The sequence below is a fragment of the Micromonospora sp. DSM 43699 genome (assembly GCF_055517075.1).
In genome coordinates this window covers 151,932-176,790 of sequence record NZ_JBTMMT010000005.1, presented here as the reverse complement: position 1 = coordinate 176,790, position 24,859 = coordinate 151,932, and the positions used below count along the sequence as shown (strand labels likewise).

6 protein-coding genes and 1 pseudogene are annotated in these 24,859 nt (G+C 74.7%); all 7 read right to left on the bottom strand.

All coding sequences use genetic code 11. The features are described from left to right. Positions 1-5: 5 nt before the first annotated feature. Entirely contained in the window at positions 6-1,277 is a 1,272-nt protein-coding gene (locus tag AC0AIB_RS04840) for a 3-deoxy-7-phosphoheptulonate synthase class II (RefSeq protein ID WP_328345819.1), read from the bottom strand. Continuing rightward, on the bottom strand, positions 1,274-2,335 hold the full coding sequence (locus AC0AIB_RS04835) for a 3-dehydroquinate synthase family protein (protein ID WP_328345817.1): 1,062 nt from the start codon (positions 2,333-2,335) through the stop codon (positions 1,274-1,276). Before AC0AIB_RS04835 ends, AC0AIB_RS04840 begins: the two co-directional genes overlap by 4 nt. Further along, positions 2,332-2,550, bottom strand: coding sequence for a hypothetical protein (locus AC0AIB_RS04830; RefSeq protein ID WP_328345815.1), 219 nt, complete (start codon positions 2,548-2,550; stop codon positions 2,332-2,334). Before AC0AIB_RS04830 ends, AC0AIB_RS04835 begins: the two co-directional genes overlap by 4 nt. Before the next feature lie 33 nt (positions 2,551-2,583). Beyond that, positions 2,584-3,315 carry an arylamine N-acetyltransferase gene (locus AC0AIB_RS04825; RefSeq protein ID WP_328348764.1) on the bottom strand — a complete coding sequence of 244 codons (732 nt, stop codon included), beginning with the start codon at positions 3,313-3,315 and terminating at the stop codon, positions 2,584-2,586. 59 nt (positions 3,316-3,374) lie between these two features. Beyond that, on the bottom strand, positions 3,375-13,820 hold the full coding sequence (locus tag AC0AIB_RS04820; RefSeq protein WP_465096099.1) for an SDR family NAD(P)-dependent oxidoreductase: 10,446 nt from the start codon (positions 13,818-13,820) through the stop codon (positions 3,375-3,377). A gap of 52 nt (positions 13,821-13,872) precedes the next feature. After that, positions 13,873-19,299, bottom strand: coding sequence for a type I polyketide synthase (locus AC0AIB_RS04815; protein WP_465096105.1), 5,427 nt, complete (start codon positions 19,297-19,299; stop codon positions 13,873-13,875). Between the two features lie 72 nt (positions 19,300-19,371). Then, positions 19,372-24,813 (bottom strand): annotated as a pseudogene (locus AC0AIB_RS04810) (type I polyketide synthase); the annotation flags it as partial. Between the last annotated feature and the right edge of the window lie 46 nt (positions 24,814-24,859).

The window sequence follows — 24,859 nt, the reverse complement described above, 5'->3', positions numbered from 1 at the left end:
TGTGGTCAGCACCGTCCCGCCCGCCCGGCCGAGCCCCGACCGGTCAGCATCGCGGCGACCGCGACGGCGAGTTCGACCGACTGCGCGGCGTTCAGTCGCGGGTCGCAGGCGGTCCGGTAGCGGGTGGGCAGGTCACGCTCGGTGATCCCGCAGCCGCCACCCAGGCACTCCGTCACGTCCTCGCCGGTCACCTCGACGTGGATGCCGCCCGGATGGGTGCCGAGTCCCCGGTGCACCTCGAAGAAGCCGGCCAGCTCGTCGAGCACTCCGTCGAAGTGCCGGGTCTTGAACCCGTTACCCGACAGCCGGGTGTTGCCGTGCATAGGGTCGCACTGCCAGACCACCTGGTGCCCGGAGGCGTTGACCTTCTCCACGATCGGCGGCAGCACGTCCCGGACCAGGGCGTGGCCCATCCGGCTCACCAGCGTCAACCGTCCCGGGACGGCGTCCGGGTCGAGGCGCTCCACGTACTCGACGGCCAGCTCCGGGGTCACCCCGGGACCGATCTTGACGCCGATCGGGTTGGCCAGCAGCTCCGCGAATGCGACGTGCGCCCCGCCGAGCTGACGGGTGCGCTCACCGACCCACAGGAAGTGGGCGAGACCGCTGGTCAGCCGGGCTCGGGGGGTGCAGGCATCCGCCCAGAGCACGGCCCGCTCGTAGTCGAGCAGGAGCATCTCGTGGCTCACGTAGACCCCGCCCGCGCCGACCCGGCGGACCACCTCCATCGCGCCCGCCGCGTGCGCGTGGGCCCGCAACATGCGGTACGGGTCGGGCGTCCTGGCGGCGAGGGTGGGTTCGGCGGAGTTGACGATGTCACCGCGGTACACCGGGAGGCCCGACGCGTCCACGGCATTGGACCGGGGCTTGGCGTACTGGCCTGCCATTCGCGCGATACTGACCACCGGCATCCCGGTGGCCCCGGTCAGCACGTCGGACATCCGGGACAGCACCCGCAGGTTGGCGCGCAGGTGCGACTCGGTGTTGTCGGCGAAGGTCTCGGCGCAGTCGCCGCCCTGGAGCAGGAACGCCTCACCCCGGGCGACCGAGGCGAGCCGATCGGCCAGCCGGGCCGTCTCCACCGGCGTCACGATCGGATCGACCTGCCGCAACCGCGCGACGACGGCCCGGGCCCGGTCCGGGTCCGGCCAGCCCGGCTGTTGCGCCGCGGGACGGGCCAGCGCCTCGTCCAACCGGTGGGCCAGCAGCCGATCCGCCGGGCAGCGGGCGTGCGCAGGTCCGTCGGCGTCGCCCGGCGGGTGCGGGAACCGTCTCATGTCGAGACCGCATCGGCGGTGGCGGCCCCGACCAGCGTGGCCATCGGCACCCGCGGCATCTCGTCGAGGGCCCGCCGGACCGCCGCCACCGGCACGTCGCCGACCAGTTCCGCGCCCGCGGGCCCGTCCAGGACGAAACCGAGTCCGTCGACCGCCTTCTTGTCCCGGCGCATCTGACCGACCAGGAGTTCGGGATCGACCCCGGCGGGCAGTGCGGTGGGCAGGCCGTAGTGCCGGACGACCGTCAGGTGCTCGTCCGCCCTGGCCTGGTCGATCCGACCCAGCACGTGGGCCAGCCGGCCGGCGAAGACCGTGCCGATGGCGACCGCCTCACCGTGCCGGAGCGCGAAGCCGGTCGCCAACTCCAGCGCGTGACCCAGCGTGTGGCCGTAGTTGAGCAGGTGCCGCCGGCCGGCGTCGCGCTCGTCGACCTCCACGATGCCGGCCTTGAGGGCCACGCTGGCGGCGATCTGCGCGGTCAGCGGCAGGCCGCGCAGGTCACCGGCGCCGATGAAGTGGCAGCGGGCGATCTCACCGAACCCGCTGGCCAGCTCCCGGGGCGGCAGGGTGGACAGGTAGTCCGTGTCGCAGAGCACCGCACGGGGCTGCCAGAACGCGCCGACCAGGTTCTTGCCGTCCGGCAGGTTCACCGCCGTCTTCCCGCCGACGCTGGCGTCCACCTGGGCGAGCAGCGTCGTGGGCAGGTGGATCACGTCCACCCCCCGGTGGTAGAGCGCGGCGGCCAGCCCGACGACGTCGGTGGTCGTCCCGCCGCCACAGGAGACGACGACGTCGTTCCTGGTCAACCCGAACCGCACGAACTCGCCGCACAACGCCTCCACGGTGGCGAGGGTCTTGCCGTGCTCGCCGTCGCGGGCCGGCAACAGCAGCGTCTCCACCCCCGGGTCGGGAACCCACCGCGGTGGCCGGGCCGACACCACGACCGCCCGTCTGGCACCCAACCGGCCCACCACCTCGGCGAGGGAGGAACGGACCCCCGCGCCGACGGACACGTCGTAGGAGCGGTCACCGAGCCGCACCGGAACCGTCGCGCTCACGGTGTCTTCTCCACGGTCTCCGGCCCGGGCCACCGCGCCGGGCGGGCGGCCGTCGACCGCGGCGCGGGGCGGACGCCCCTCGGCTGCGGCGCCGGGCGGGCGGCCATCAGCTCCGGCGCGCCGCCGTAGAAGGCCCACACGAAGCGGGAGTACTCCACGAAGCAGGCCCGGACGAAGTCGACGAACCATGCGAACGGATGATCCAGCTTCTCCATCGTCTCCCTTTCTGGTAACGACCGGGTTCGAGCTCAGTCGAGGTGACCGGAGAGGATGCGGGACAGCAGCATCCGGTGCTCGTCGTCGTCGGTGATCGTGCGTACCTGCTCACGACCGTTGCGGACGGTCAGGTAACGGCGCTGCCGCAGGAACACCTGCCCGTCGTCCACGGCGCGGCCACACAGGACCTCCCGGGTGTCGTCCCGGCCCGGATCGGCCAGGATCTCCCGGAAGTTGCTCTCCATCTCCTTCCAGTCGCTCCACTGCCGGGGCTGCATGGTGAAGGTGTAGACAGTGCCCCAGCGGGTGGCGACCCCCCTGCGTTGCAGCGCGATCCCGGGCCCCTGGTCGACCAGCCGGAACCGGCTGCCGTACTGGGCCTGCACCGGGGCGCAGACCCGCAGCGGCTCGACGTACGTCGGTCCCGGGTAGCCGACGTCGACCAGCCAGTCGGCACCGTCCAGGGCGACCCGGGCGAACATGTGCTCGACGTCGCTGCCGAACGCGGCCCGGCCCTCGGTGGTGCTGCCCGCCAGCAGCGTGGCCTGGTAGCCCAGCTCGCAGAGGAGCCGGTAGAACAGGCGGTTCAGGTGGTAGCACGCGCCGCCCCGCCCGTCGACGATGCTCCGGGTGAACACCGCGTCGTCGTCGAGGTCGACGACGACCACCCCGTCGTCGAGGTCGTAGGCGAGACTGCTGTACGGAATCGCCATCAGGTGCCTCTTCTGCAGCACCCGCAACGTCTCCAGGTCCACCCCGGTCATTCCCTGGCAGCCGATCCGCCGCAGGTAGCCGTCCACGTCGAACACGTCGTCACCCTCTCTCAGACGGAGATCGCCGCCGGGACGTCCGCCCGGTCGCCGTACATCAGCTCGTACAGGTGGGCGGCGATCCGTTCCGGTGTCGGATGGGTGAAGACGAGATTGGCGGCGATCTTGCGGTCGGTGAGGTCGCGCAGCCGGTTGCGCAGCTCGATGGCGGTGAGCGAGTCGAAGCCGACCTCGAACAGTCCCTGGTCGGCCTCGACGTGGTGGCCGGCCCGGTAGCCCAGCACCGCGGCCACCTGGGCCCGCACCAGATCCAGTAGGATCCCGGCCCGCTCGGCGGCCGGCAGTCCGGCCAGCCGCTCGGCGATCTGCCCGGCCTCGTCGCCGGTCGCGCCACGCGCCTGCTGTCGACCGGCCCGGACCAGGCCACGCAGCAGGTGCGGCACCGCGCCGCCGGTCGAGGCGTCGGCGCGTACGCCGCGCAGGTCCAACTTCGCGGGCACCAGCAGCGCCTGCCCGGACCCGACGGCGGCGTCGAAGAGCTCCATGCCCTCCGCAGGGGTCAGCGACAGGAGCCCGCCACGCCTGGTCATCCGGGACCTGGCGAGCTCGTCGGTGCCGGCCGCCATGCCGGTGGTCTGCTCCCACAGGCCCCACGCCAACGACAACCCCGGCAGGCCCAGCGACCGACGCTGCGCCACCAACCCGTCCAGGAACGCGTTCGCCGCCGCGTAACTACCACTACCGGCACCCATGAACACCGACGACACCGACGAGTACACGACGAACGCCGTCAACGGCAGCCCCCGCGTCAACTCGTCCAGATGCCGCACCGCCTCCACCTTCGGCGCGAAGACCTCCGCCAACCGGTCCGGGGTGACCGTGCCGATCACCCCGGCGTCCGCGACACCGGCGGTGTGCACCACCGCGGTCGGGGGGTGCTGGGCCAGCAGGGCCGCCACCTGATCCCGGTCGGACAGATCGGCGGCGACCACCGCCACCTCGGCACCCTGCCCGGTGAGCTCGGCGACCAGCGCGGTCGCGCCCTCGGCGGCCGGACCACGCCGACTGGCCAGCACCAGCCGTCGCACCCCGTGCCGGGTGACCAGGTGCCGGGCCGCGAGGGCGCCCAACGCCCCGGTGCCACCGGTGACCAGCACCGTCGCGTCCGGGCCGAACACCTTCCCGGCCGCCGGCACCGCGCCGGTGGCCCGGATGAGGCGCGGCACCGACAGCGCCGCGCCGCGCACCGCCACCTGCGGCTCACCGGAGGCCAGCACCGCACCCCACCTCGACTCCGTCGCCTCCCCGCCGGCCGGGTCGAGGTCGACCAGGACGATCCGGTCGGGGTTCTCCGCCTGCGCGGCCCGTACCAGGCCCCACACCGCCGCGCCGGCGGGATCGGTCACCGCACCGTCCCCGGCGGGCACCGCGCCCCGGGTCGCGACCACCAACCGCGACTCCTCGAACCCGCCGCCGTCGAGCCAGCACTGGACCACGTCCAGCACCCGGGTGGTCAGCCCCAGCACGTCGGTGCCGCCGACGGCTTCCAGGACCACCACCGCCGGGGCGTCCACCGTCCCCGACAACACGTCGTCGGCCAGGTCGGCCACCGCTTCGGCGTCCGCGACGGGAAGCCAGGACGGTGCCGACTCCACCCGGACCGGGGGCAGCCCGACCCACTCCAACCGGAACAGCGAGTCGGCGGGCGCGGTTCCCGCCGCGGCGGCCGCCAACTGCGCGTCGGACACCGGCCGACCCACGAGCGACTCCATCGTCACGACCAGGCCACCGGCCTCGTCCGCGGCTTCCAGCGCCATCGCGTCCGGCCCGGGGCTGGTGACCCGTACCCGCAGCACCGCGGCGCCGGCCGCGTGCAGTCGCAGCCCGTTCCAGGCGAACGGCAACGACAGTTCCTGCCCGCCCGACGCGTCGGCGGCGGACACGGCACCGACGAGGGTCGAGTGCAGGGCCGCGTCCAGCAACGCCGGGTGGATGCCGAACCTGCCGGCCTCCGCCCGGTGCTCCTCGGGGAGCGCCACCTCGGCGAAGACCTCCTCGCCCCGCCGCCACACCGCCCGGACGGCCTGGAACGTCGTGCCGTACCCGTAGCCCACCTCGGCGAGCCGGCGGTAGCCCTCGCCGATGTCCAGCGGCTGCGCGCCGGGGGGCGGCCAGGCGGTGAAGTCGAACCCGCCGCCGTGCCCCCGCGGCGCGTCCACCGCGAGCACACCTGTGGCATGCCGCGTCCAACTGTCCGCGCCGCCGTCGACGTCCTCACGCTGGGAGAACACCTCGACGGTACGGGTGCCGTGGTGGTCCGGCCCGCCGACGGCGACCTGTAGCCGGACCCCACCGTGCGGGGGGATCACGAGCGGCGCCTCGATCACCAACTCGTCGAGCACCGCGCAGCCGGCCTCGTCCCCGGCGCGGACGGCCAGCTCGACCAGTCCGGCACCGGGCACCACGACCACGTCCCGGACGGCGTGGTCGGCCAGCCAGGGGTGGGTACGCAACGAGAGGCGGGCGGTGACCACCAGGCCGTCGGACTGCGGCAGCCGGACCACCGCGCCGAGCATCGGATGGTCGGTGCCGGCCAGCCCCAACGAGACGGCGTCGGTGGCGGGCTCGGTCGCGTGCAGCCAGTAGTGCTGGTGGTCGAAGGCGTAGGTCGGCAGGTCGACGCGGCCGGTCGGGGTGGGCAGCACGCCGCCGAAGTCCACCGCGACACCGCGGACGTACAACTCGGCCATCGAGGTGAGCAGCCGGCGCAGTCCGCCCTCACCGCGCCGCAACGACCCGACGACCACCGCGTCGGTGTCGTCGGTGCTTTCGGTGATCGGCTGGACCAGCACCGGGTGCGCGCTCACCTCCACGAAGACCCGGTGCCCCTGGTCGACCAGCTCGGCCACGGCGGCACCGAAACCCACCTGGTGGCGCAGGTTGCGGAACCAGTAGCCGCCGTCGACGACCCCGGCGGCGGAGATCCACTCGCCGGTCACCGTCGAGCGGAACGGCACCACCGGCGCCTGCGCGCGGATCCCCGCCAGCGCGTCGGCGAGGGTGTCCCGGATGCGTTCCACCTGCCGGCTGTGCGAGGCGTAGTCCACAGCGATCCGGCGCACCCGCACGCCGTCGGCGGACAACGCGTCGAGCGCCTCGTCCAACGCCTCGGCGTCGCCGGCGACCACCACCGATCCGGGACCGTTGACCGCGGCCACCTCGACCCGCCCGGCCCACGGTGCGAGCCGCGCGGCGACCTCCTCCCCGCCCAGGGCGACCGAGGCCATGCCACCGCGTCCGGACAGCTCCGTGGCGATGGCCCGGCTGCGCAGCGCCACCACCCGGGCCGCGTCCTGAAGCGACAACGCACCCGCCACGCATGCCGCGGCGATCTCGCCCTGGGAATGGCCCAGCACCGCGTCGGGGAACACCCCGACCGAGGACCACACCGCCGCCAGCCCGACCATCACCGCGAAGCTCGCGGGCTGGAGCACGTCGACCCGCTCCATCAACGCGGGATCGCACTCCCCCCGCAGCACCTCCGGCAGGGACCAGTCGACCCAGGGCGCCAGCGCGGCGGCGCACTCGGTGACCCGCTCGGCGAACACCGGCGACGAGTCCAGCAACTCCCGCCCCATGCCCACCCACTGCGCCCCCTGGCCCGGGAAGACCCAGACCAGCTTTCCGGGCGGTCCCGAGGTGGTCGTCCGGCCGACCACCAGGTCGGGGGCGCTCTCGCCGTGCGCCAGCGCCCGCAGGCCGGTCAACGCCTCCTCGGCGGACCCCGCCACCACGACGGCCCGCTCCCCGAACACGGCCCGCCCGGACACCAACGCCCGCGCCACCGCCGCCAACGACGCCCCGTCGGCGTCCTCGACGACGCCGGCCAACCGGCGGGCCTGCCCGGCCAGCGAGCCGGCACTGCGCGCCGACACCACCAACGGCAGCACACCGGCCGGCGGCGCGGCGGCCACCGGCGGGGCCGGCTCGGGCGGCGCCTCCTCGATGATCAGATGCGCGTTCGTCCCGCTGATCCCGAACGACGACACCCCCGCCCGGCGCGGGTGACCGTCGCGCGGCCACTCCTGTGCCCGGGTCAGCAGCTCCACCCCTCCCCCGGACCAGTCCACCTGGGAGGTGGGGGCGTCCACGTGCAGCGTCGGGGGGATGAGGTCGTGCCGTAGCGCCTGCACCATCTTGATCACACCGGCGACGCCCGCCGCCGACTGCGCGTGGCCGATGTTCGACTTGATCGAACCCAACCACAGCGGACGGTCGGGCGACCGGTCCTGTCCGTACGTGGTCAGCAGGGCCTGCACCTCGATCGGGTCCCCCAGTGCCGTCCCGGTCCCGTGCCCCTCCACCACGTCCACGTCGGCCGGGTCGAGACCGGCGCTGGCCAGGGCACGGCGGATCACCCGCTGCTGCGAGGGTCCGTTCGGCGCGGTCAACCCGTTGGACGCGCCGTCCTGGTTCACCGCGCTGCCCCGCAGCACGGCCAGCACCCGGTGACCGCGTTCCCGCGCCACAGACAGCCGCTCCAGCACCACCACGCCGGCGCCCTCGGCCCAGCCGGTGCCGTCCGCGCCGTCCGCGTACGACTTGCACCGGCCGTCACCGGCCAGACCACGCTGCCGGGAGAACGCCACGAAGGTGCCCGGCGTCGCCATCACGGTCGCCCCGCCGGCCAGCGCCATCGAACACTCACCCTGCCGCAGCGCCTGCGCACCGAGATGCATCGCCACCAGCGAGGACGAACACGCCGTGTCGATGGTGACAGCCGGCCCCTCGAAGCCGAACACGTACGACACCCGGCCGGACGCCACGCTCGCCGCCCCGGCCGTGCTCGCGAAGCCCTCCAGCTCGGGCGCGGGCACCCCGATCCCGTAGCCCTGGGCGGAGATCCCGGTGAAGACGCCGACGTCGCTGCCCCGCAGCGAGGTCGGGTCGATGCCGACGCCCTCCAGGGCCTCCCACGACACCTCCAGCAGCAGCCGCTGCTGCGGGTCCATGGCCAACGCCTCCCGGGGCGAGATCCCGAAGAACCCGGCGTCGAACAGGCCGGCGTCGGCGAGGAAGCCGCCCCGGCTGGTGGTGGAGGTGCCCCGGTTGTCGGGGTCCGGGTCGAACAGGTCCGCCAGGTCCCAGCCCCGGTCGGTGGGGAAGGGCGACACGCCCTCGCGGCCGTCGCGTACCAGCCGCCACAGGTCGTCCGGGCTGGTCACCCCGCCGGGCAGCCGACAGGCCATGCCCACGATCGCGATCGGCTCGTCCGGGTCCGCCACGGCGGCGACCGGGGTGGGCGTGCCGGCCACCCGCTCGCCCAGCACCCCGTGCAGGTAGCGGGCGAGGGCGACCGGGTTCGGGTAGTCGAAGACCAGGGTCGCCGGCAGTTTCAGCCCGGTCGCCTCCCGCAGCCGGTTGCGCAGTTCGACTGAGGTCAGCGAGTCGAATCCGGCGTCCTTGAACGCCGTGTCCGGGCGCACCGCGTCCGCGCCGGCGTGCCCGAGCACGAACGCGACCTGACCGCGTACCAGGTGCAGCAGCAGCGCCTCCTGCGCGGCCGGGTCGAGACCGGCCAGCCTGCGGACCAGGTCCTGGTCCCCGGCCGCCGCCGCGCGGGCCTGCTGCCGGGTCGGCCGGACCAGGCCGCGCAGCAGGTACGGCACGGTCGCCCGGGTCGCCCGCAGGTCCAGCTTGACCGGCACCAGCAGCGCCTGGTCGGTGCGCACGGCCGCGTCGAACAGGGCCATCCCCTCGGCTGGCCCGATCGCCAGGACGCCACCACGGCTGGCCCGTGCCTGGTCGGCCTCGCCCAGGTGGGCGGTCATCCCGTCGGTCTGCTCCCACAGGCCCCACGCCAGCGACACCGCCGGCAGGCCGGCCGCGCGGCGGCGGGCGACCGTGGCGTCCAGGAAAGCGTTCGCCGCCGCGTAGTTGCCCTGCCCGGCGGAGCCGAACACCCCGGACGCGGACGAGAACACCACGAACGCGTCGAGGTCCAGCCCCCGGGTGAGCTCGTCGAGGTGCCGGACCGCGTCCACCTTGGGGGCGAACACGGTGGCCAACCGGTCGGCGGTCAACGCCCCGATCACGCCGTCGTCCAACACACCCGCGGTGTGCACCACGGCCGTCGGCCGGTGCGCGGCCAGCAGCGCCGCCACCTGGTCGCGGTCCGACACGTCACAGGCGACGACCGAGACCACGGCGCCCTGCCCGGTCAGCTCGGCGGCCAGCTCCTGCGCACCGTCGGCGGCCGGACCACGCCGGCTGACCAGGACCAGCCGCCGCACCCCGTGTCCTGACACCAGGTGCCGCGCGACAAGCGCGCCCAACGACCCGGTGCCGCCGGTGACCAGGACCGGCCCCGGCCCGTCGAAGCCGGTCGTCGCGGCGTCCGACGGGGCCGCCACCCGGGCCAGCCGGGGTACCGAGAGCCCGGTGCCCCGCACCGCGACCTGCGGTTCACCCGCCGCCAGCACCGGCCCCAGCGCCTGCTCGACGGTGTCGTCGGGGTCGAGATCCAGCAGCACGATCCGGTCCGGGTTCTCGGCCTGCGCCGACCGCACCAGCCCCCAGACCGCCGCCGCGGCGGCGTCGGCCACCCCGCCGTCACCGGCGGGCACCGCACCCCGGGTCACCACCACCAGCCGCGACTCCTGCGGACCGGCGTCCAGCCACACCTGGAGGACGTCGAGCGCCCGCGCGGTCACGGCCAGCGCGTCGTCCGCGCCGACCGCCTCGAACACCACCACCGCCGGCGGGTCGTCGACCAGGGCCACCACGTCGTCGACGGTCGCCACCGACGCCCACGACGGCACGGGTTCCCCGGCGACCGCCGGCAGCGCGGTCCACTCCACCCGGAACAACGAGTCGCGGGACGGGCCGGCGTCCCGCTGGTCGACCGACACCGGCCGGGACACCAACGAATCCACCGACAGCACCGGGGCACCCGTCGGGTCCGCCGCCTCCACCGCGATGGCGCCGGGGCCTGCGGAGGTGATCCGCACCCGCAGCGCCGACGCGCCGGCGGCGTGCAGCACCATCCCGTTCCAGGCGAACGGCAGCACCGGCGGGCCGGCATCCTCCGCCGCCGCGGTGCCGAGCATGCCGGCGTGCAGGGCGGAGTCCAACAACCCGGGGTGGATGCCGAAGCCGCCCGACCCGGTGCCGGTCTCCGCCGGCAACGCGACCTCGGCGAACACCTCCTCGCCCCGCCGCCACACCGACCGCAGCCCCTGGAACGTCGGGCCGTACGCGTAGCCCCGCTCGGCCAGGTCGGCGTAGACACCGCCCGTCTCGACCGGCTGGGCGCCCGGCGGCGGCCAGGCGGTGAAGTCGAACCCGGCGGGCCGCGCCGCCGGCCCGACCGACAGCAGGCCCGTGGCGTGCCGGGTCCACTCGTCGGCATCGTCGTCGCGCTGCGAGTACACGTCCACCGGGCGGGTCCCGCCGTCCCCGGCGGCGCCCACGGCGACCAGCACCCGCACCCCGCCGCGCTCCGGGACGCGCATCGGCGTCTCGATGACCAGCTCGTCGAGCACCGGGCACCCGACCTCGTCGCCCGCGCGGACCGCCAACTCGACCAGGCCGGTCCCGGCCACCAGCACCCGGCCACCGATCGCGTGGTCGGCCAGCCACGGGTGCGACCGCAGCGACAGCAGCGACGTGAACACCAGCCCGTCGGACTGCGGCAGGCGTACCACCGCACCCAACAGCGGGTGGTCGACGGCGGACTGCCCCAACGACGTCGCGTCCGCCCCGGCCCCGCCGGGCGGCAGCCAGTAGTTCCGCTGATCGAAGGCGTACGTCGGCAGGTCGACGTGCCCGGTCACCGGCGGCAGCAGGCCGGCCCAGTCGACCGGGACGCCCCGGACGAACAACTCGGCAAGCGCGGTCAGCAGCGTCCGGTCCTCCGGGCGGCCGTCGCGCAGCGCCGGGACGCACCTGACCTCGGCGTCCGTCGCGGCGGCGGTCTCCGCCACCATCGCGGTCAGCGTCGCGCCCGGCCCGAGTTCCACGAACAGGTCGCCGCCGTACGCCAGCGCGGCGGCGATCCCGTCGGCGAACCGGACCGGCCGGCGTACGTGCGCCGACCAGTACCCCGGGTCCGCGAGTTCGCCCGGCTCCGCCAGCCGGCCTGTCACGTTCGACACCACCGGGATCGTCGGCTGATGCCAGGTCACCCCGGCGATCTCGGCGGCGAACCCGGCCAGCATCGGCTCCATCTGGTGGGCGTGGAACGCGTGCGAGACGACTAGCTGCTTCGTCTTGTGGCCCCGCTCGCGCAGCCGGTCCGCCGCGGCGAGGGTGGCGTCGTGGTCGCCGGAGAGCACCACGGAGGACGGGCCGTTGACCGCGGCGAGCTCCACCCGTTCGTCGAGGAGGTCGGCGACCTCCGCCTCGCTCGCGGCCACCGCGACCATCACCCCGCCCGGCGGCAACGCCTGCATGAGCCGGCCGCGTGCCGCGACCACCCGGGCCGCGTCGGCGAGCGACAACACCCCGGCGGCGTACGCGGCGGTGAGCTCGCCGATCGAGTGCCCGATCACCAGGTCCGGCCGCACCCCCCACGAGGTGACCAGCCGGAACAGCGCGCTCTCCAGCGCGAACAGGCCGGCCTGGGTGAACACCGTCTGGTTCAGCAGGTCACCGCTGCGCGGCAGCCGGTCCAGCACGACGTCGCGCACCGGGTGGTCGATCCAGCCGGCCAGACACGCGTCGAGGTGCGCGCAGACCTCGTCCAGCGCCTGCGCGAACACCGGATACCTGTCGTACAGCTCACGGCCCATGCCGGGCCGCTGCGCGCCCTGCCCCGGGAAGACCAGCACGACCCGGCCGGGCGTAACCGAACCGGTCACCACCTCGGGGGCGGCCTCGCCGCCGGCCAGCGCGCGCAGCCCGGCGACCGCCTGCGCGGTGGTGTCCGCCACCAGCACGGCGCGCTCACCGAGCACCGCCCGCTCGGTCAGCAGGGCCGTCGCCACCCGGGCCAGCGGCAGCTCGGTGCCGGCGAGGAAGGCGGCCAGCCGATCCGCCTGCGCGGTCAGCGAGGCGGCGCTGCCCGCCGACACGACAAGCGGCACCAGCCCGGTGGGCGCCTCCGCCGGGGCCGTCGCGACGTCGGCGGCGGGGGCCTCTTCGAGGATCACGTGCGCGTTGGTGCCGCTGATCCCGAAGGCGGAGACCCCGGCGCGGCGCGGTTGGCCGTCGCGCGGCCAGTCGCGCGCCCCGGTCAACAGCTCGACCGCGCCGGCGGACCAGTCGACCTGCGGCGTGGGCTCGTCCACGTGCAGCGTGGGCGGCAGCACGCCGTGCCGCAGCGCCTGCACCATCTTGATCACGCCGGCCACGCCCGCCGCCGCCTGGGTGTGCCCGATGTTGGACTTGACGGATCCCAGCCACAGCGGGCGGCCCGGTTTGCGGCCCTGGCCGTAGGTCGCGATCAGGGCCTGGGCCTCGATCGGGTCGCCGAGCGCGGTACCCGTCCCGTGGGCCTCCACGGCGTCCACCTCCGCCGGGGTCAGCCCGGCCCCGGCCAGCGCCTTGCGGATCACCCGCTGTTGCGACGGGCCGTTCGGCGCGGTCAACCCGTTCGAGGCGCCGTCCTGGTTCACCGCGCTGCCCCGCAGTACGGCCAGGATCCGGTGGCCACGCTCCCGGGCCACCGACAGCCGTTCCAGCACCACCACACCGACACCCTCGGACCAACCGGTGCCGTCCGCGGCGGCGGCGAACGCCTTGCTCCGCCCGTCGGCGGCGAGCACCCGCTGCCGGGAGAACGCCACGAACGTGCCGGGTGTCGGCATCACGGTCGCCCCGCCGGCCAGCGCCATCGAGCACTCCCCCAGCCGCAGCGACTGCGCGGCCAGGTGGATCGCCACCAGCGACGACGAACAGGCGGTGTCGATGGTGACCGCCGGCCCCTCGAACCCGAAGGTGTACGACACCCGGCCGGACGCGACGCTCGACGCCGACCCGGTGCCGGCGAAGGCCTCCAGCTCCGGCGTGATCGACCCGGCCCCGTAGCCCTGGGTGAACACCCCGGAGAACACCCCGACGTCGGTGCCGTGCATCGACGTCGGATCGACCCCGGCGTCCTCCAGCGCCTCCCACGACGTCTCCAGCAGCAGTCGGTGCTGCGGGTCCATCGCCAGCGCCTCCCGGGGGGAGATCCCGAAGAGGCCGGCGTCGAACTGCCCGGCGCCCGTCAGGAAACCACCCTGACTGGTGTACGAGGTGCCGGGGCGGTCCGGGTCCGGGTCGAACAGGCCCTCCAGGGGCCAACCCCGGTCCTCGGGGAAGTCGGAGAGGGCGTCCACCCCGTCGGCCACCAGCCGCCACAGCTCCTCCGGCGAGGACACCCCACCGGGGAACCGGCACGCCATGCCCACGACGGCCAACGGCTCGTCGGCGTGCCCGGAACCCCGCTGCCGCAGGGTGTGCAGCTCGGCGGTGACGCGCTTGAGGTACTGCAGGAGCTTCTCGTCAGTGGCCATTGTCGTCTGTCCTCACGAAGGTGTCGATGGGGTCCGGCGGCGCGCACCGAGGTCAGGTGAGTCCGAGTTCCGCGTCGATGAAGTCGAGGACGTCGTCGGCGGAGGCGGATTCGAGTTGCTCCGCCACCGAGGCGACCTCGCCCTGCCCACGGACCCCTGTGCACCTGGCGACCAGCCCCTGCAGGCGGAGCGTGAGGGCGGATCTCGTCGACTCGTCGAGCGTCAGCTCGCCAATCAGCGACTCGACCTCCTCGATCCTGGCCGTGACCCGGGTGAGTGCGTCACCACCGGTGCCCAGTTCGTCGCGCAGGTGCCGGGCGAGGGCGTACGGGGTGGGATAGTCGAACGCCATCGTGGCGGGCAGTTTCAGGCCTGTCGCGTCCCGCAGCCGGTTACGCAGCTCCACCGACGTCAACGAGTCGAACCCGGCGTCCTTGAACGCCCCGTCCGCCCGGACCGCCGCCGCGCCGGAGTAACCGAGCACCACCGCGACCTGGGCACGCACCAGGTCCAACAGCACCGCCTCCTGCTCCGCCGGAGCGAGTCCGGCGAGCCGCCGGGCCAGCCCGCCGTCGCCGTCGGCCGCCCGCCGCGCCTGCTGCCGTCCGGGCCGGACCAGGCCGCGCAGCAGGTGTGGCACCACACCGCCGGCACGCAGCTGGCGGAGGTCGAGTTTGACCGGCACCAGCAACGCCTGCCCGGCGGCGAGCGCGGCGTCGAACAGGTCGACACCCTCCGCCGCGGTGATCGGCCGCACGCCACCCCGACTCATCCGGGCCTGGTCGGCTCCGCCGAGGTGCGAGGTCATCCCGGTGGCCTGCTCCCACAGGCCCCACGCCAGCGACAAGCCGGGCAGCCCGGCCGCCCGACGGTTCGCCGTCGTGGCGTCCAGGAAGGCGTTCGCCGCCGCGTAGTTGCCCTGGCCGGGCGAGCCGAACACCCCCGAGCCGGAGGAGAACACCACGAACGCGTCGAGGTCCGTGCCCCGGGTCAGTTCGTCGAGATGCCGTACCGCGTCCACCTTGGGGGCGAACACCCGCGCCAACCGCTGCGGGGTCAACGCCTCGACCACCCCGTCGTCCAGCACGCCGGCGGTGTGCACGATCCCGGTCGGGCGGTGCTGTGCGAGCAGGGCCGCCACGTCGTCGCGGCGGGACAGGTCGCAGGCGACGACAGACACCTCGGCGCCCTGCCCGGTCAGCTCCACGACCAGGTCCGCCATGCCCTCGGCGTCCGGTCCCCGCCGGCTGGCCAGCACCAGACGTCGTACGCCGTGCCGGGCCACCAGGTGCCGGGCCGTCAACACCCCGAGCACACCCGCACCGGACACCAGCACCGTCCCGTGTGGACCGAATCCGGCGGGAGCCTGCGACGCGGGCGCGTCGGCGGGAGCCTGCGACGCGGGCGCGTCGGCGGGGGTCTGCGACGCGGACGTGTCGGCGCGGGCCAGGCGCGGGACGAGGAGGTTCCCCGCGCGGACGGCGACCTCCGGTTCCCCGCTCGCCAGCACCGGCCCCAGGACCTGCTCCGCGGCACCGTCGGCGTCGAGGTCCAGCAGGACGATCCGGTCGGGGTTCTCGGCCTGGGCGGAACGCATCAGCCCCCACACCGCCGCCGCGCTCGGGTCGACCACCGCCCCGTCGCCAACCGGCACCGCCCCCCGCATCACCACAAGCAGTCGCGCCTGCTCCGCCCGGCCCAGCCAGTCCTGGAGCGCCGCCAACGCGTGCGAGGTCACGGCCAGCGTGTCGGCTCCACCGGCCACCTCCAGCACCTCGACGTCGGGCCGGGCGTCGGCCGATGTCGCCGCCGGGGCGGTCAGGCCGGTCCACTCCACCCGGAACAACGCGTCCTGCGGCGTCGTGGCGGCGGCGAGCCCGGCGACGGTGACCGGACGGTGCACGACCGACTCGGCCGTCAGCACCGGGCTGCCGGTCCCGTCGGCCGCCGCCAGCGAGACGACACCGGCCGCGCCGGGCACCAGCCGTACCCGCAGCGCCGAGGCGCCGGCCGCGTGCAGCGCCAGCCCGGCCCAGTCCAGCGGTAGCCGCAGTTCGTCGGGGTCGCCGTCGGCGGTGGGCAGAGTGGCGTGCAGGGCCGCGTCCAGCAGCGCGGGATGGATCCCGAAGCCGGCCGCCTCCGTGGCCACCTCGTCCGGCAGGGCGACCTCGGCGAACACCTCCTCGCCCCGCTGCCACACCGCGCGCAGCCCCTGGAAGGCGGGGCCGTGGACGTACCCACGTGCGGACAGGTCGGGGTAGCGGTCCGCCGGGTCGACCTGCCGCGCACCGATCGGCGGCCAGGTGGCGAAGTCGAACTCCGGGGCCGGCGGCGACGCGGCGGACAGCGTGCCCCGGGCGTGCCGGGTCCACCCGTCGTCGACGCCGTCGGGCAGCGAGTGCACCTCCACCGTCCGGGTGCCGTCGTCCGCCGGCCCGCCCAGGGACACCTGCACCCGGACCCCGCCGTGCTCGGGCAGCACCAGCGGCGACTCGGTGACGAGCTCGTCGAGCGCCGGGCACCCCACCTCGTCGCCGGCCCGCACCGCCAACTCCACAAGCGCGCTGCCGGGCAGCAGCACCACCCCGCCGACGACGTGGTCGGCCAGCCAGGAATGCGACCGTAGCGACAGCCGCGCGGTGAACACCCGGCCGTCGGAGCGGGGCAGCGGGACCGTCGCCCCCAGCAGCGGGTGCTCCGTCGCCCACTGACCGAGCGACGCCGCGTCGGTCGCGGACTCCTCGGGCCGGAGCCAGAAGTGCTGCCTGTCGAAGGCGTAGGTCGGCAGGTCGACGTGCCCGGCGACGGGCGGCAGGACCCCGGTCCAGTCGACCGGTACGCCCCTGACGAACAGCTCGGCCATCGAGGTGAGCAGGCGGCGCGTCCCGCCGTCGTCGCGCCGCAGCGTGCCCGTCACCACGACGTCGGTGTCGTCGACGATCTCGCTGATCGGCTGGACCAGCACCGGGTGGGCGCTCACCTCGACGAACACCCGGTAGCCCTGCGCGACCAGGTCGGCCACCGCCGGCCCGAACCCGACCCGTCGGCGCAGGTTCTCGTACCAGTAGTCGCCGTCGGTCACCCCGGCGTCGCGGATCCACTCCCCCGTCACCGTCGAGTGGAACGGCACCGTCGGGGCCTGTGCGGTGATCCCGGCCAGCGTGTCGGCGAGGGCGTCGCGGATGTCCTCCACGTGCCGGCTGTGCGAGGCGTAGTCCACCGCCACCCGCCGTACCCGGACCTGCTGCCCGGCCAGCGCCTCCAGCGCCTCGTCCAACGCCTCGGCGTCCCCGGCGATCACCAGCGACGACGGGCTGTTCACCGCGGCCACCTCGACCCGGTCCGCCCAGGGCCGCAACCGGGCGAGGACGTCCTCCTCGCCGAGCGCGACCGAGGCCATCCCGCCCCGGCCGGACAGCTTCGCGGCGATGGCCTGGCTGCGCAGCGCCACCACCCGTGCGGCGTCCGCGAGGGAGAGCGCGCCGGCCGTGCAGGCCGCGGCGATCTCGCCCTGGGAGTGGCCGACGACCGCGTCGGGCAGCACACCCACCGACGCCCACACCGCCGCCAGCCCGAGCATGACCGCGAAGCTGGCCGGCTGGAGCACGTCGACCCGATCGGTCAGTCCCGGATCCGCGTCACCGCGCAGCACGTCGATCAGCGACCAGTCGATCCACGGCGTCAACGCGGCGTCGACCTCGGCGATCCGCGCGGCGAAGACGGGGGACGAGTCGAGCAGTTCCCGGCCCATCCCGACCCACTGGGTCCCCTGACCGGGGAACACCCACACGACCTTGCCCGCCGGGCCCGCACCGGTCAGCACACCGGGGGCGGTCTCGCCCCGGGCCAACGCGGCCAGCCCGGCCGACGCCTCCCCGGCCGAACCCGCGACCACCACGGCGCGCTCGTCGAAAAGGGTCCGGTGCGAGAGCAGCGCGCCGGCCACCTCCACCAGCGGCACCGGGGCCGACTCCAGGTACGACGCGAGCCGGGCGGCCTGGCCGGTCAACGACCCGGCGCTGCGCGCCGTCACCACCAGCGGCACCACCCCGGGCGCCGACACCTCGGCATCGGGTGCCTCGGACGCCTCCTCGGGTGCTTCCTCCGGTGCCTCCTCGATGATCAGGTGCGCGTTGGTCCCGCTGATCCCGAACGACGACACCCCGGCGCGACGTGGCCGGTCACCGCGCGGCCACTGCCGGGCCCCGGTCAACAGCTCCACCGCACCCGCCGACCAGTCGACCTCGGTGCTGGGCTGCTGTACGTGCAGGGTGGGCGGCAGCACCCCGTGCCGAAGCGCCTGCACCACCTTGATCACGCCGGCCACCCCGGCCGCCGCCTGGGTGTGCCCGATGTTCGACTTCACCGAGCCCAGCCACAACGGCTGCCCCGGTTCCCGGCCCTGACCGTAGGTGGCAAGCAGCGCCTGCGCCTCGATCGGGTCACCCAGCACCGTGCCCGTGCCGTGCCCCTCGACCAGGTCCACCTCGGACGGTGACAGCCCGGCATTCGCCAACGCCGCCCGGATCACCCGCTGCTGCGACGGACCATTCGGCGCCGTCAACCCGTTCGACGCACCATCCTGATTCACCGCACTACCCCGCAACACCGCCAACACCCGATGACCACGCTCCCGCGCCACCGACAACCGCTCCAACACCACCACCCCCACCCCCTCCGCCAACCCCATCCCATCCGCACCCTCCGCAAACGCCTTACACCGCCCATCCGCCGCCAACCCCCGCTGCCGGGAAAAGGACAGGAAGGAACCGGGCTGGGCCATCACCATCGCGCCGCCGGCCAGCGCCGCCGAACACTCGCCCTGCCGCAGCGCCTGCACGGCCAGGTGCATCGCCACCAGCGACGACGAACAGCCGGTGTCCACGGTCACCGCCGGCCCCTCGAAACCGCACACGTACGACACCCGGCCGGTGGCGATGCACGGCGCGGCACCGGTGCCGGCGAACCCCTCCAGCTCCGGCGCGACCGGGCGACCGGAGCCGGCCCCGTAGCCCTGACTGGACAACCCGGTGAACACGCCGACGTCGGTGCCGCGCCACGACGAGGGGTCCACGCCCGCCCGTTCCATCGCCTCCCAGGACGCCTCCAGCAGCAGCCGCTGCTGGGGGTCCATCGCCAGCGCCTCGCGGGGTGAGATCCCGAAGAATCCGGCGTCGAACAGGCCGGCGTCGGAGAGGAAACCGCCCCGGCTGGTGGTGGAGGTGCCCGGCCGGTCGGGATCCGGATCGAACAGGACGTCGAGGTCCCAGCCCCGGTCGGTGGGGAAACCGGCGACCGCGTCGACCCCGTCCACCACCACCCGCCAGAGGTCGTCCGGCGAGGTCACCCCGCCCGGGTACCGGCAGGCCATCCCGACGATCGCGATCGGCTCCCGTGCCTGGTCCTCGACCTCGCGCAGCCGCCTGCGGGCGTCGCGGGCGTCGCCGATGGCCCGCTTGAGGTAGTCGCGGAGTTGCACCTCGTCAGCCATGGAAACTCAGCTCCCCGGGGATGTCCGTGTCCGATTGCCGGTCTGCGGGTCGTGCGGTGGTCAGGCGAAACGGTCGACGAGCGCGAAGAGCTCCTCGTCGCTGGCGGTGTCGAGGTCGTCGTCGGACGGCCCCGGATCGGCCGCCGCCTCGGCCGTGTCGAGCAGCTCCCGCAGGCGCGCGGTGATCCGGTCGCGGGCCTCGTCGTCGCCGGCCACGGCACCGATCGCCGAGTCCAGGCCGGCGAGGTCGGCCAGGACGGAGTCGACCGGCGACACCTCCTCGACGGCGATCTCGGCCCGCAGGTGGCGGGCCAGGGCCTGCGCGTTCGGGTAGTCGAAGACCAGGGTGGCCGGCAGCTTCAGACCGGTCGCCTCGCGGAGCCGGTTACGCAGCTCCACCGAGGTGAGCGAGTCGAACCCGGCGTCCTTGAACGCCGCGTCCGCCCGGACGGCCCCCGCCTCGGCGTGCCCGAGCACCACCGCGACCTGGGTCCGTACCAGCTCCAGCAGCAGCGTCTCCTGGTCGGCCGGGGCGAGTTCGGCGAGTCGACGGGCCAGCCCGCCGTCCCCGCCGGCCGCCGCCCGCGCCGACTGCCGCCCCACCCGGACCAGTCCCCGCAACAGAGGCGGTACGCCCCCACCGGCAGCGGCGTCGGCCCGGACCTCCCGCAGGTCCAGCCGGACCGGCACCAGCAGCGCCGGCCCGGACGCCAGGGCGGCATCGAACAGCGCCATGCCGTCCGAGGACCCGAGACCGCGTACGCCGCCGCGCCCCTCACGCCGGCTCATCCGGTCCAGGGTGACGTCGTCGATGGTGTCCGCCATCCCGGTGAGCTGCTGCCACGGCCCCCAGGCCAGCGACAACCCGGGCAGACCCGCCGCCCGGCGCTGGGCCATCAGGCCGTCCAGGTAGGCGTTGGCCGCCGCGTAGCCGCCGCTGCCCGCGCCCATGAAGATCGACGAGGCGGACGAGTAGACGACGAACGCGTCGAGGGCGAGGTCACGGGTCAGCTCGTCCAGGTGGCGTACCGCGTCGACCTTCGGGGCGAACACCCGGGCCAGCTTCTCCGGGGTCAACGCCCCGACCACCCCGGCGTCGAACACCCCCGCCGTGTGCACGACGGCGGTCGGACGCTCCTGCGCCAGCAGGGCGGCGACCTGATCCCGGTCGGACAGGTCACCGGCCCACACCGACACCTCGACGCCCTGCGCGGTCAGCTCGGTGACCAGCTCGGCCACCCCGTCGGCGGCGTGGCCCCGCCGGCTGGCCAGCACCAGCCGCCGCACCCCGTGGCCGGCGACCAGGTGCCGGGCCGCGAGAGCACCCAACGTGCCGGCCCCCGAGATCAGCACTGTCGACTCCGGGCCGAACCCGGACGGGGAGCCGGCGCCCCGGGGGACGCGGGCGAGGCGCGGCACGGCCAGCGTCGACCCGCGTACCGCCACCTGCGGCTCGCCGCTGCCCAGCACCGCGCCAAGCACCGCCTCCGGTCCGTCGGGAGTGGCGGGATCGGCGTCCAGCAGCACGATCCGGTCCGGGTTCTCGACCTGGGCGGCCCGCACCAGACCCCACACCGCCGACGCCGCCGGGTCGGTCACCCCGCCGTCACCGGCGGGCATCGCGCCCCGGGTGGCCACCACGAGCCGCGACTCGTCCCGCTCGCCCGCCGCCAGCCAGGCCTGCACGACCGCCAGGACCCGCGAGGTCACGGCCAGCGCGTCGCCGGCACCGACCGCCGTCACCACCACCGCGTCGGGCACCTCGGTCAGGGCGGCCACATCGTCGGGGCCGTCCACCGCCACCCAGGACGGCGAGGGCTGCCCGGCGACAGTGGCGAGCGCGGTCCAGTCGACCTGGAACAGGGCATCGGTCCCGGCCGGGTCCACCTGGTCGGTGGAGACCGCGCGCAACACCAACGAGTCCATCGTCAGGACCGGTCCGCCGGTCTGGTCGGCGGCCTCGACGACCATCGTGTCCGGTCCGCCGGTGGTGACCCGGACCCGCAGCGCCGCCGCGCCCACCGCGTGCAGCACGAGACCGTTCCAGGCGAACGGCATCACCGACCGCCCGGGTTGCCCCTGCGGCTCGTCCGCCGCGGCGGCGACGGTGCCGGTCTGCAGGGCCGCGTCCAGCAGCGCCGGGTGCAGGCCGTAGCCGGCGGCCTCGGCGCGGTGCTCCTCGGGCAGGGCGACCTCGGCGAACACCTCGTCGCCCCGCCGCCACACAGTCCGCACTCCCTGGAACGCGGGACCGTAGCCGTAACCCCGCTCGACCAGGTCGGCGTAGAAGTCGCCGACCTCGACCCGCTGCGCGCCCGGGGGCGGCCACGCCGTGAAGTCGAACCGGTCGCCGCTGTCGCCCGGCCGTGCCGACAACGAACCCGTGGCGTGCCGGGTCCACCCGTCGGCGGCCTCCCCGCGCTGCGAGTACACGTCCACCTGGCGTACGCCGTCGTCGTCCGGTCCGCCCACAGCGACCTGGACCCGCACCCCGCCGTGTTCGGGAACCACGAGCGGCGTCTCCGTCACGAGTTCGTCGAGCACCGGGCAGCCCACCTCGTCGCCGGCCCGCAGGGCCAACTCCACCAGGCCGGTGCCGGGGAAGAGCACCACGCCACCTATCGCGTGGTCGCCCAGCCACGGATGCGACCGCACCGAGAGCTGCGACGTGAAGACCACCCCGTCGGACTGGGGCAACCGCACCACCGCGCTCAACAGCGGGTGATCCGGCGCGGACTGGCCGAGCGCCGTCGCGTCGGTCGCCGTGTCGGCCGACCGGAGCCAGTAGTGCCGGTGGTCGAAGGCATAGGTCGGCAGCTCCGCCCGGGCCGACGCCGAGGCCGGCAGCCACGGGGTCCAGTCCACAGGTACGCCCCGGACGAACAGTTCGGCAAGCGAGACGAGCATCCGGCGCGGACCGCCGTCGTCGCGGCGCAGCGAGCCGGTGACCAGCACGTCGGCGTCGTCCACGATCTCGTTGACCGGCTGGACCAGCACCGGGTGCGCGCTGACCTCCAGGAAGATCCGGAACCGCCGGTCGAGCAGCTCGGCCACCGCCGGGGCGAACCGGACCTGGTGGCGCAGGTTCCGGTACCAGTAGTTCCCGTCCAGCACCCCGGCGTCGGTGATCCATTCACCCGTCACGGTCGAGTAGAAGGGCACCGCCGGCGCCTGCGCCGTGATCCCGGCCAGCGCTTCGGCAAGCGTTTCCCGGAGGTCCGCCACGTGCCGCGAGTGCGACGCGTAGTCCACCGCCACCCGCCGTACCCCGACGTCCTGGCCCGCCAGCGACGCCAGCGCCTCGTCCAGGGCCTCGGCGTCCCCGGCGACCACCACCGACGTCGGGCCGTTCACCGCCGCCACCTCGACCCGGTCGGCCCACGGCGCCAGCCGGGCGACGGCGTCGTCCTCGCCGAGCGCCACGGTCGCCATGCCGCCCTTTCCCGACAGCGTCGAGGCGATGGCCCGGCTGCGCAGCGCCACCACCCGGGCGGCGTCGTCGAGCGACAGCGCCCCCGCCACGCAGGCCGCCGCGATCTCACCCTGCGAGTGGCCCAGCACGGCGTCGGGCCGTACGCCGGCCGACGTCCAGACCGCGGCCAGGCCGACCATCAGGGCGAAGCTGGCCGGCTGGAGCACGTCGACCCGGTCGGTCAGCTCGGGATCGGCCTCGCCACGCAGCACCTGCTCCAGCGACCAGTCGATCCACGGGGCCAGGGCGGTGGCGCAGTCGGCGATCCGGGCGGCGAACACCGGTGAGGAGTCCAGCAACTCGCGGCCCATCCCGACCCACTGCGAACCCTGGCCCGGGAACACCCACACCAGCTTCCCTGGCGCGCGGGCGCTGCCGGTCACCACCCCGGCGGTGTCCTCCCCCCGGGCGAGGGCGCCGAGCCTGGTCAGTGCCTCCTCGGTCGAACCGGCCACCACGACGGCGCGGTCGTCCAGCACGGCCCGGCCGGCGGCCAACGTGGCGGCCACCCCGGTGAGCGGCGACCGGGTCGTCGCGAGGAACCCGGCCAGCCGCTCCGCCTGCCCGGCCAACGCCGCCGCGCTGCGCGCCGTCACCACCAGCGGCACCACCCCGTCGGCCGGCACCCCGTCGGCCGGCACCCCGTCAGTGGCGGGCACCTCCTCGGGTGCCTCCTCGATGATCAGGTGCGCGTTGGTCCCGCTGACCCCGAACGACGACACACCGGCGCGACGCGGATGCCCGTCGCGGGGCCACGGACGGGCCCCGGTCAGCAGCTCCACCGCGCCCTCGGACCAGTCCACCCCGGTGCTGGGGGCGTCGACGTGCAGGGTGGGCGGCAGCACCCCGTGCCGCAGCGCCTGTACCACCTTGATCACGCTGGCCACCCCGGCGGCGGCCTGGGCGTGACCCACGTTCGACTTCAACGACCCCAACCACAACGGCCTCCCGGGCTCCCGGTCCTGGCCGTAGGTGGCAAGCAACGCCTGCGCCTCGATCGGATCGCCGAGGGACGTCCCGGTGCCGTGGCCCTCGACCAGGTCCACCTCGGACGGTGACAGCCCGGCATTCGCCAACGCCGCCCGGATCACCCGCTGCTGCGACGGACCATTCGGCGCCGTCAACCCGTTCGACGCACCATCCTGATTCACCGCACTACCCCGCAACACCGCCAACACCCGATGACCACGCTCCCGCGCCACCGACAACCGCTCCAACACCACCACCCCCACCCCCTCCGCCAACCCCATCCCATCCGCACCCTCCGCAAACGCCTTACACCGCCCATCCGCCGCCAACCCCCGCTGCCGGGAGAACACCACGAAGGAGTTGGGGCTGGACATCACCATCACCCCGCCGGCCAGCGCCATCGTGCACTCGCCCTGCCGCAGCGCCTGCGCCGCCAGGTGCATCGCCACCAGCGACGACGAGCAGGCGGTGTCCACGGTCACCGCCGGCCCCTCGAAACCGAACACGTACGACACCCGGCCCGAGGCGACGCTCGACGCCACCCCGGTCCCCGCGAAGCTCTGCATCTCCGGCCCGATCGGACCGGACCCGTAACCCTGCGGGGCGGTGCCGACGAAGACGCCGACGTCGGCGCCCTTCAGCGCGGTCGGGTCGACGGCGGCGTTCTCGAAGGCCTCCCAGGAGGCCTCCAACAGCAACCGCTGCTGCGGATCCATGGCCAGCGCCTCACGCGGTGAGATGCCGAAGAACCCGGCGTCGAACAGCCCCGCCTCGTGCAGGAAACCGCCCCGGCTGACGTACGAGGTGCCCGCGTGGTCGGGGTCGGGGTCGAACAGGTTGTCCAGGTCCCAGCCACGGTCGTCCGGGAACCCCGACACCGCGTCGCGGCCCTCGGACACCAGCCGCCACAGGTCTGCCGGCCCGGCCACCCCGCCCGGCAGCCGACAGGCCATCCCGACGATCGCGATCGGCTCCCGGGACGCGCCGAGCAGCTGGCGGTTGCGCTTCTTCAACTCGCCGGCCTCGGCCACCGACCGCCGCAACGCCTCGACGACCTTCTCGTACGACGCACTCACCGCACGCCCACCTTTCCTCCGTAGCAGCTGC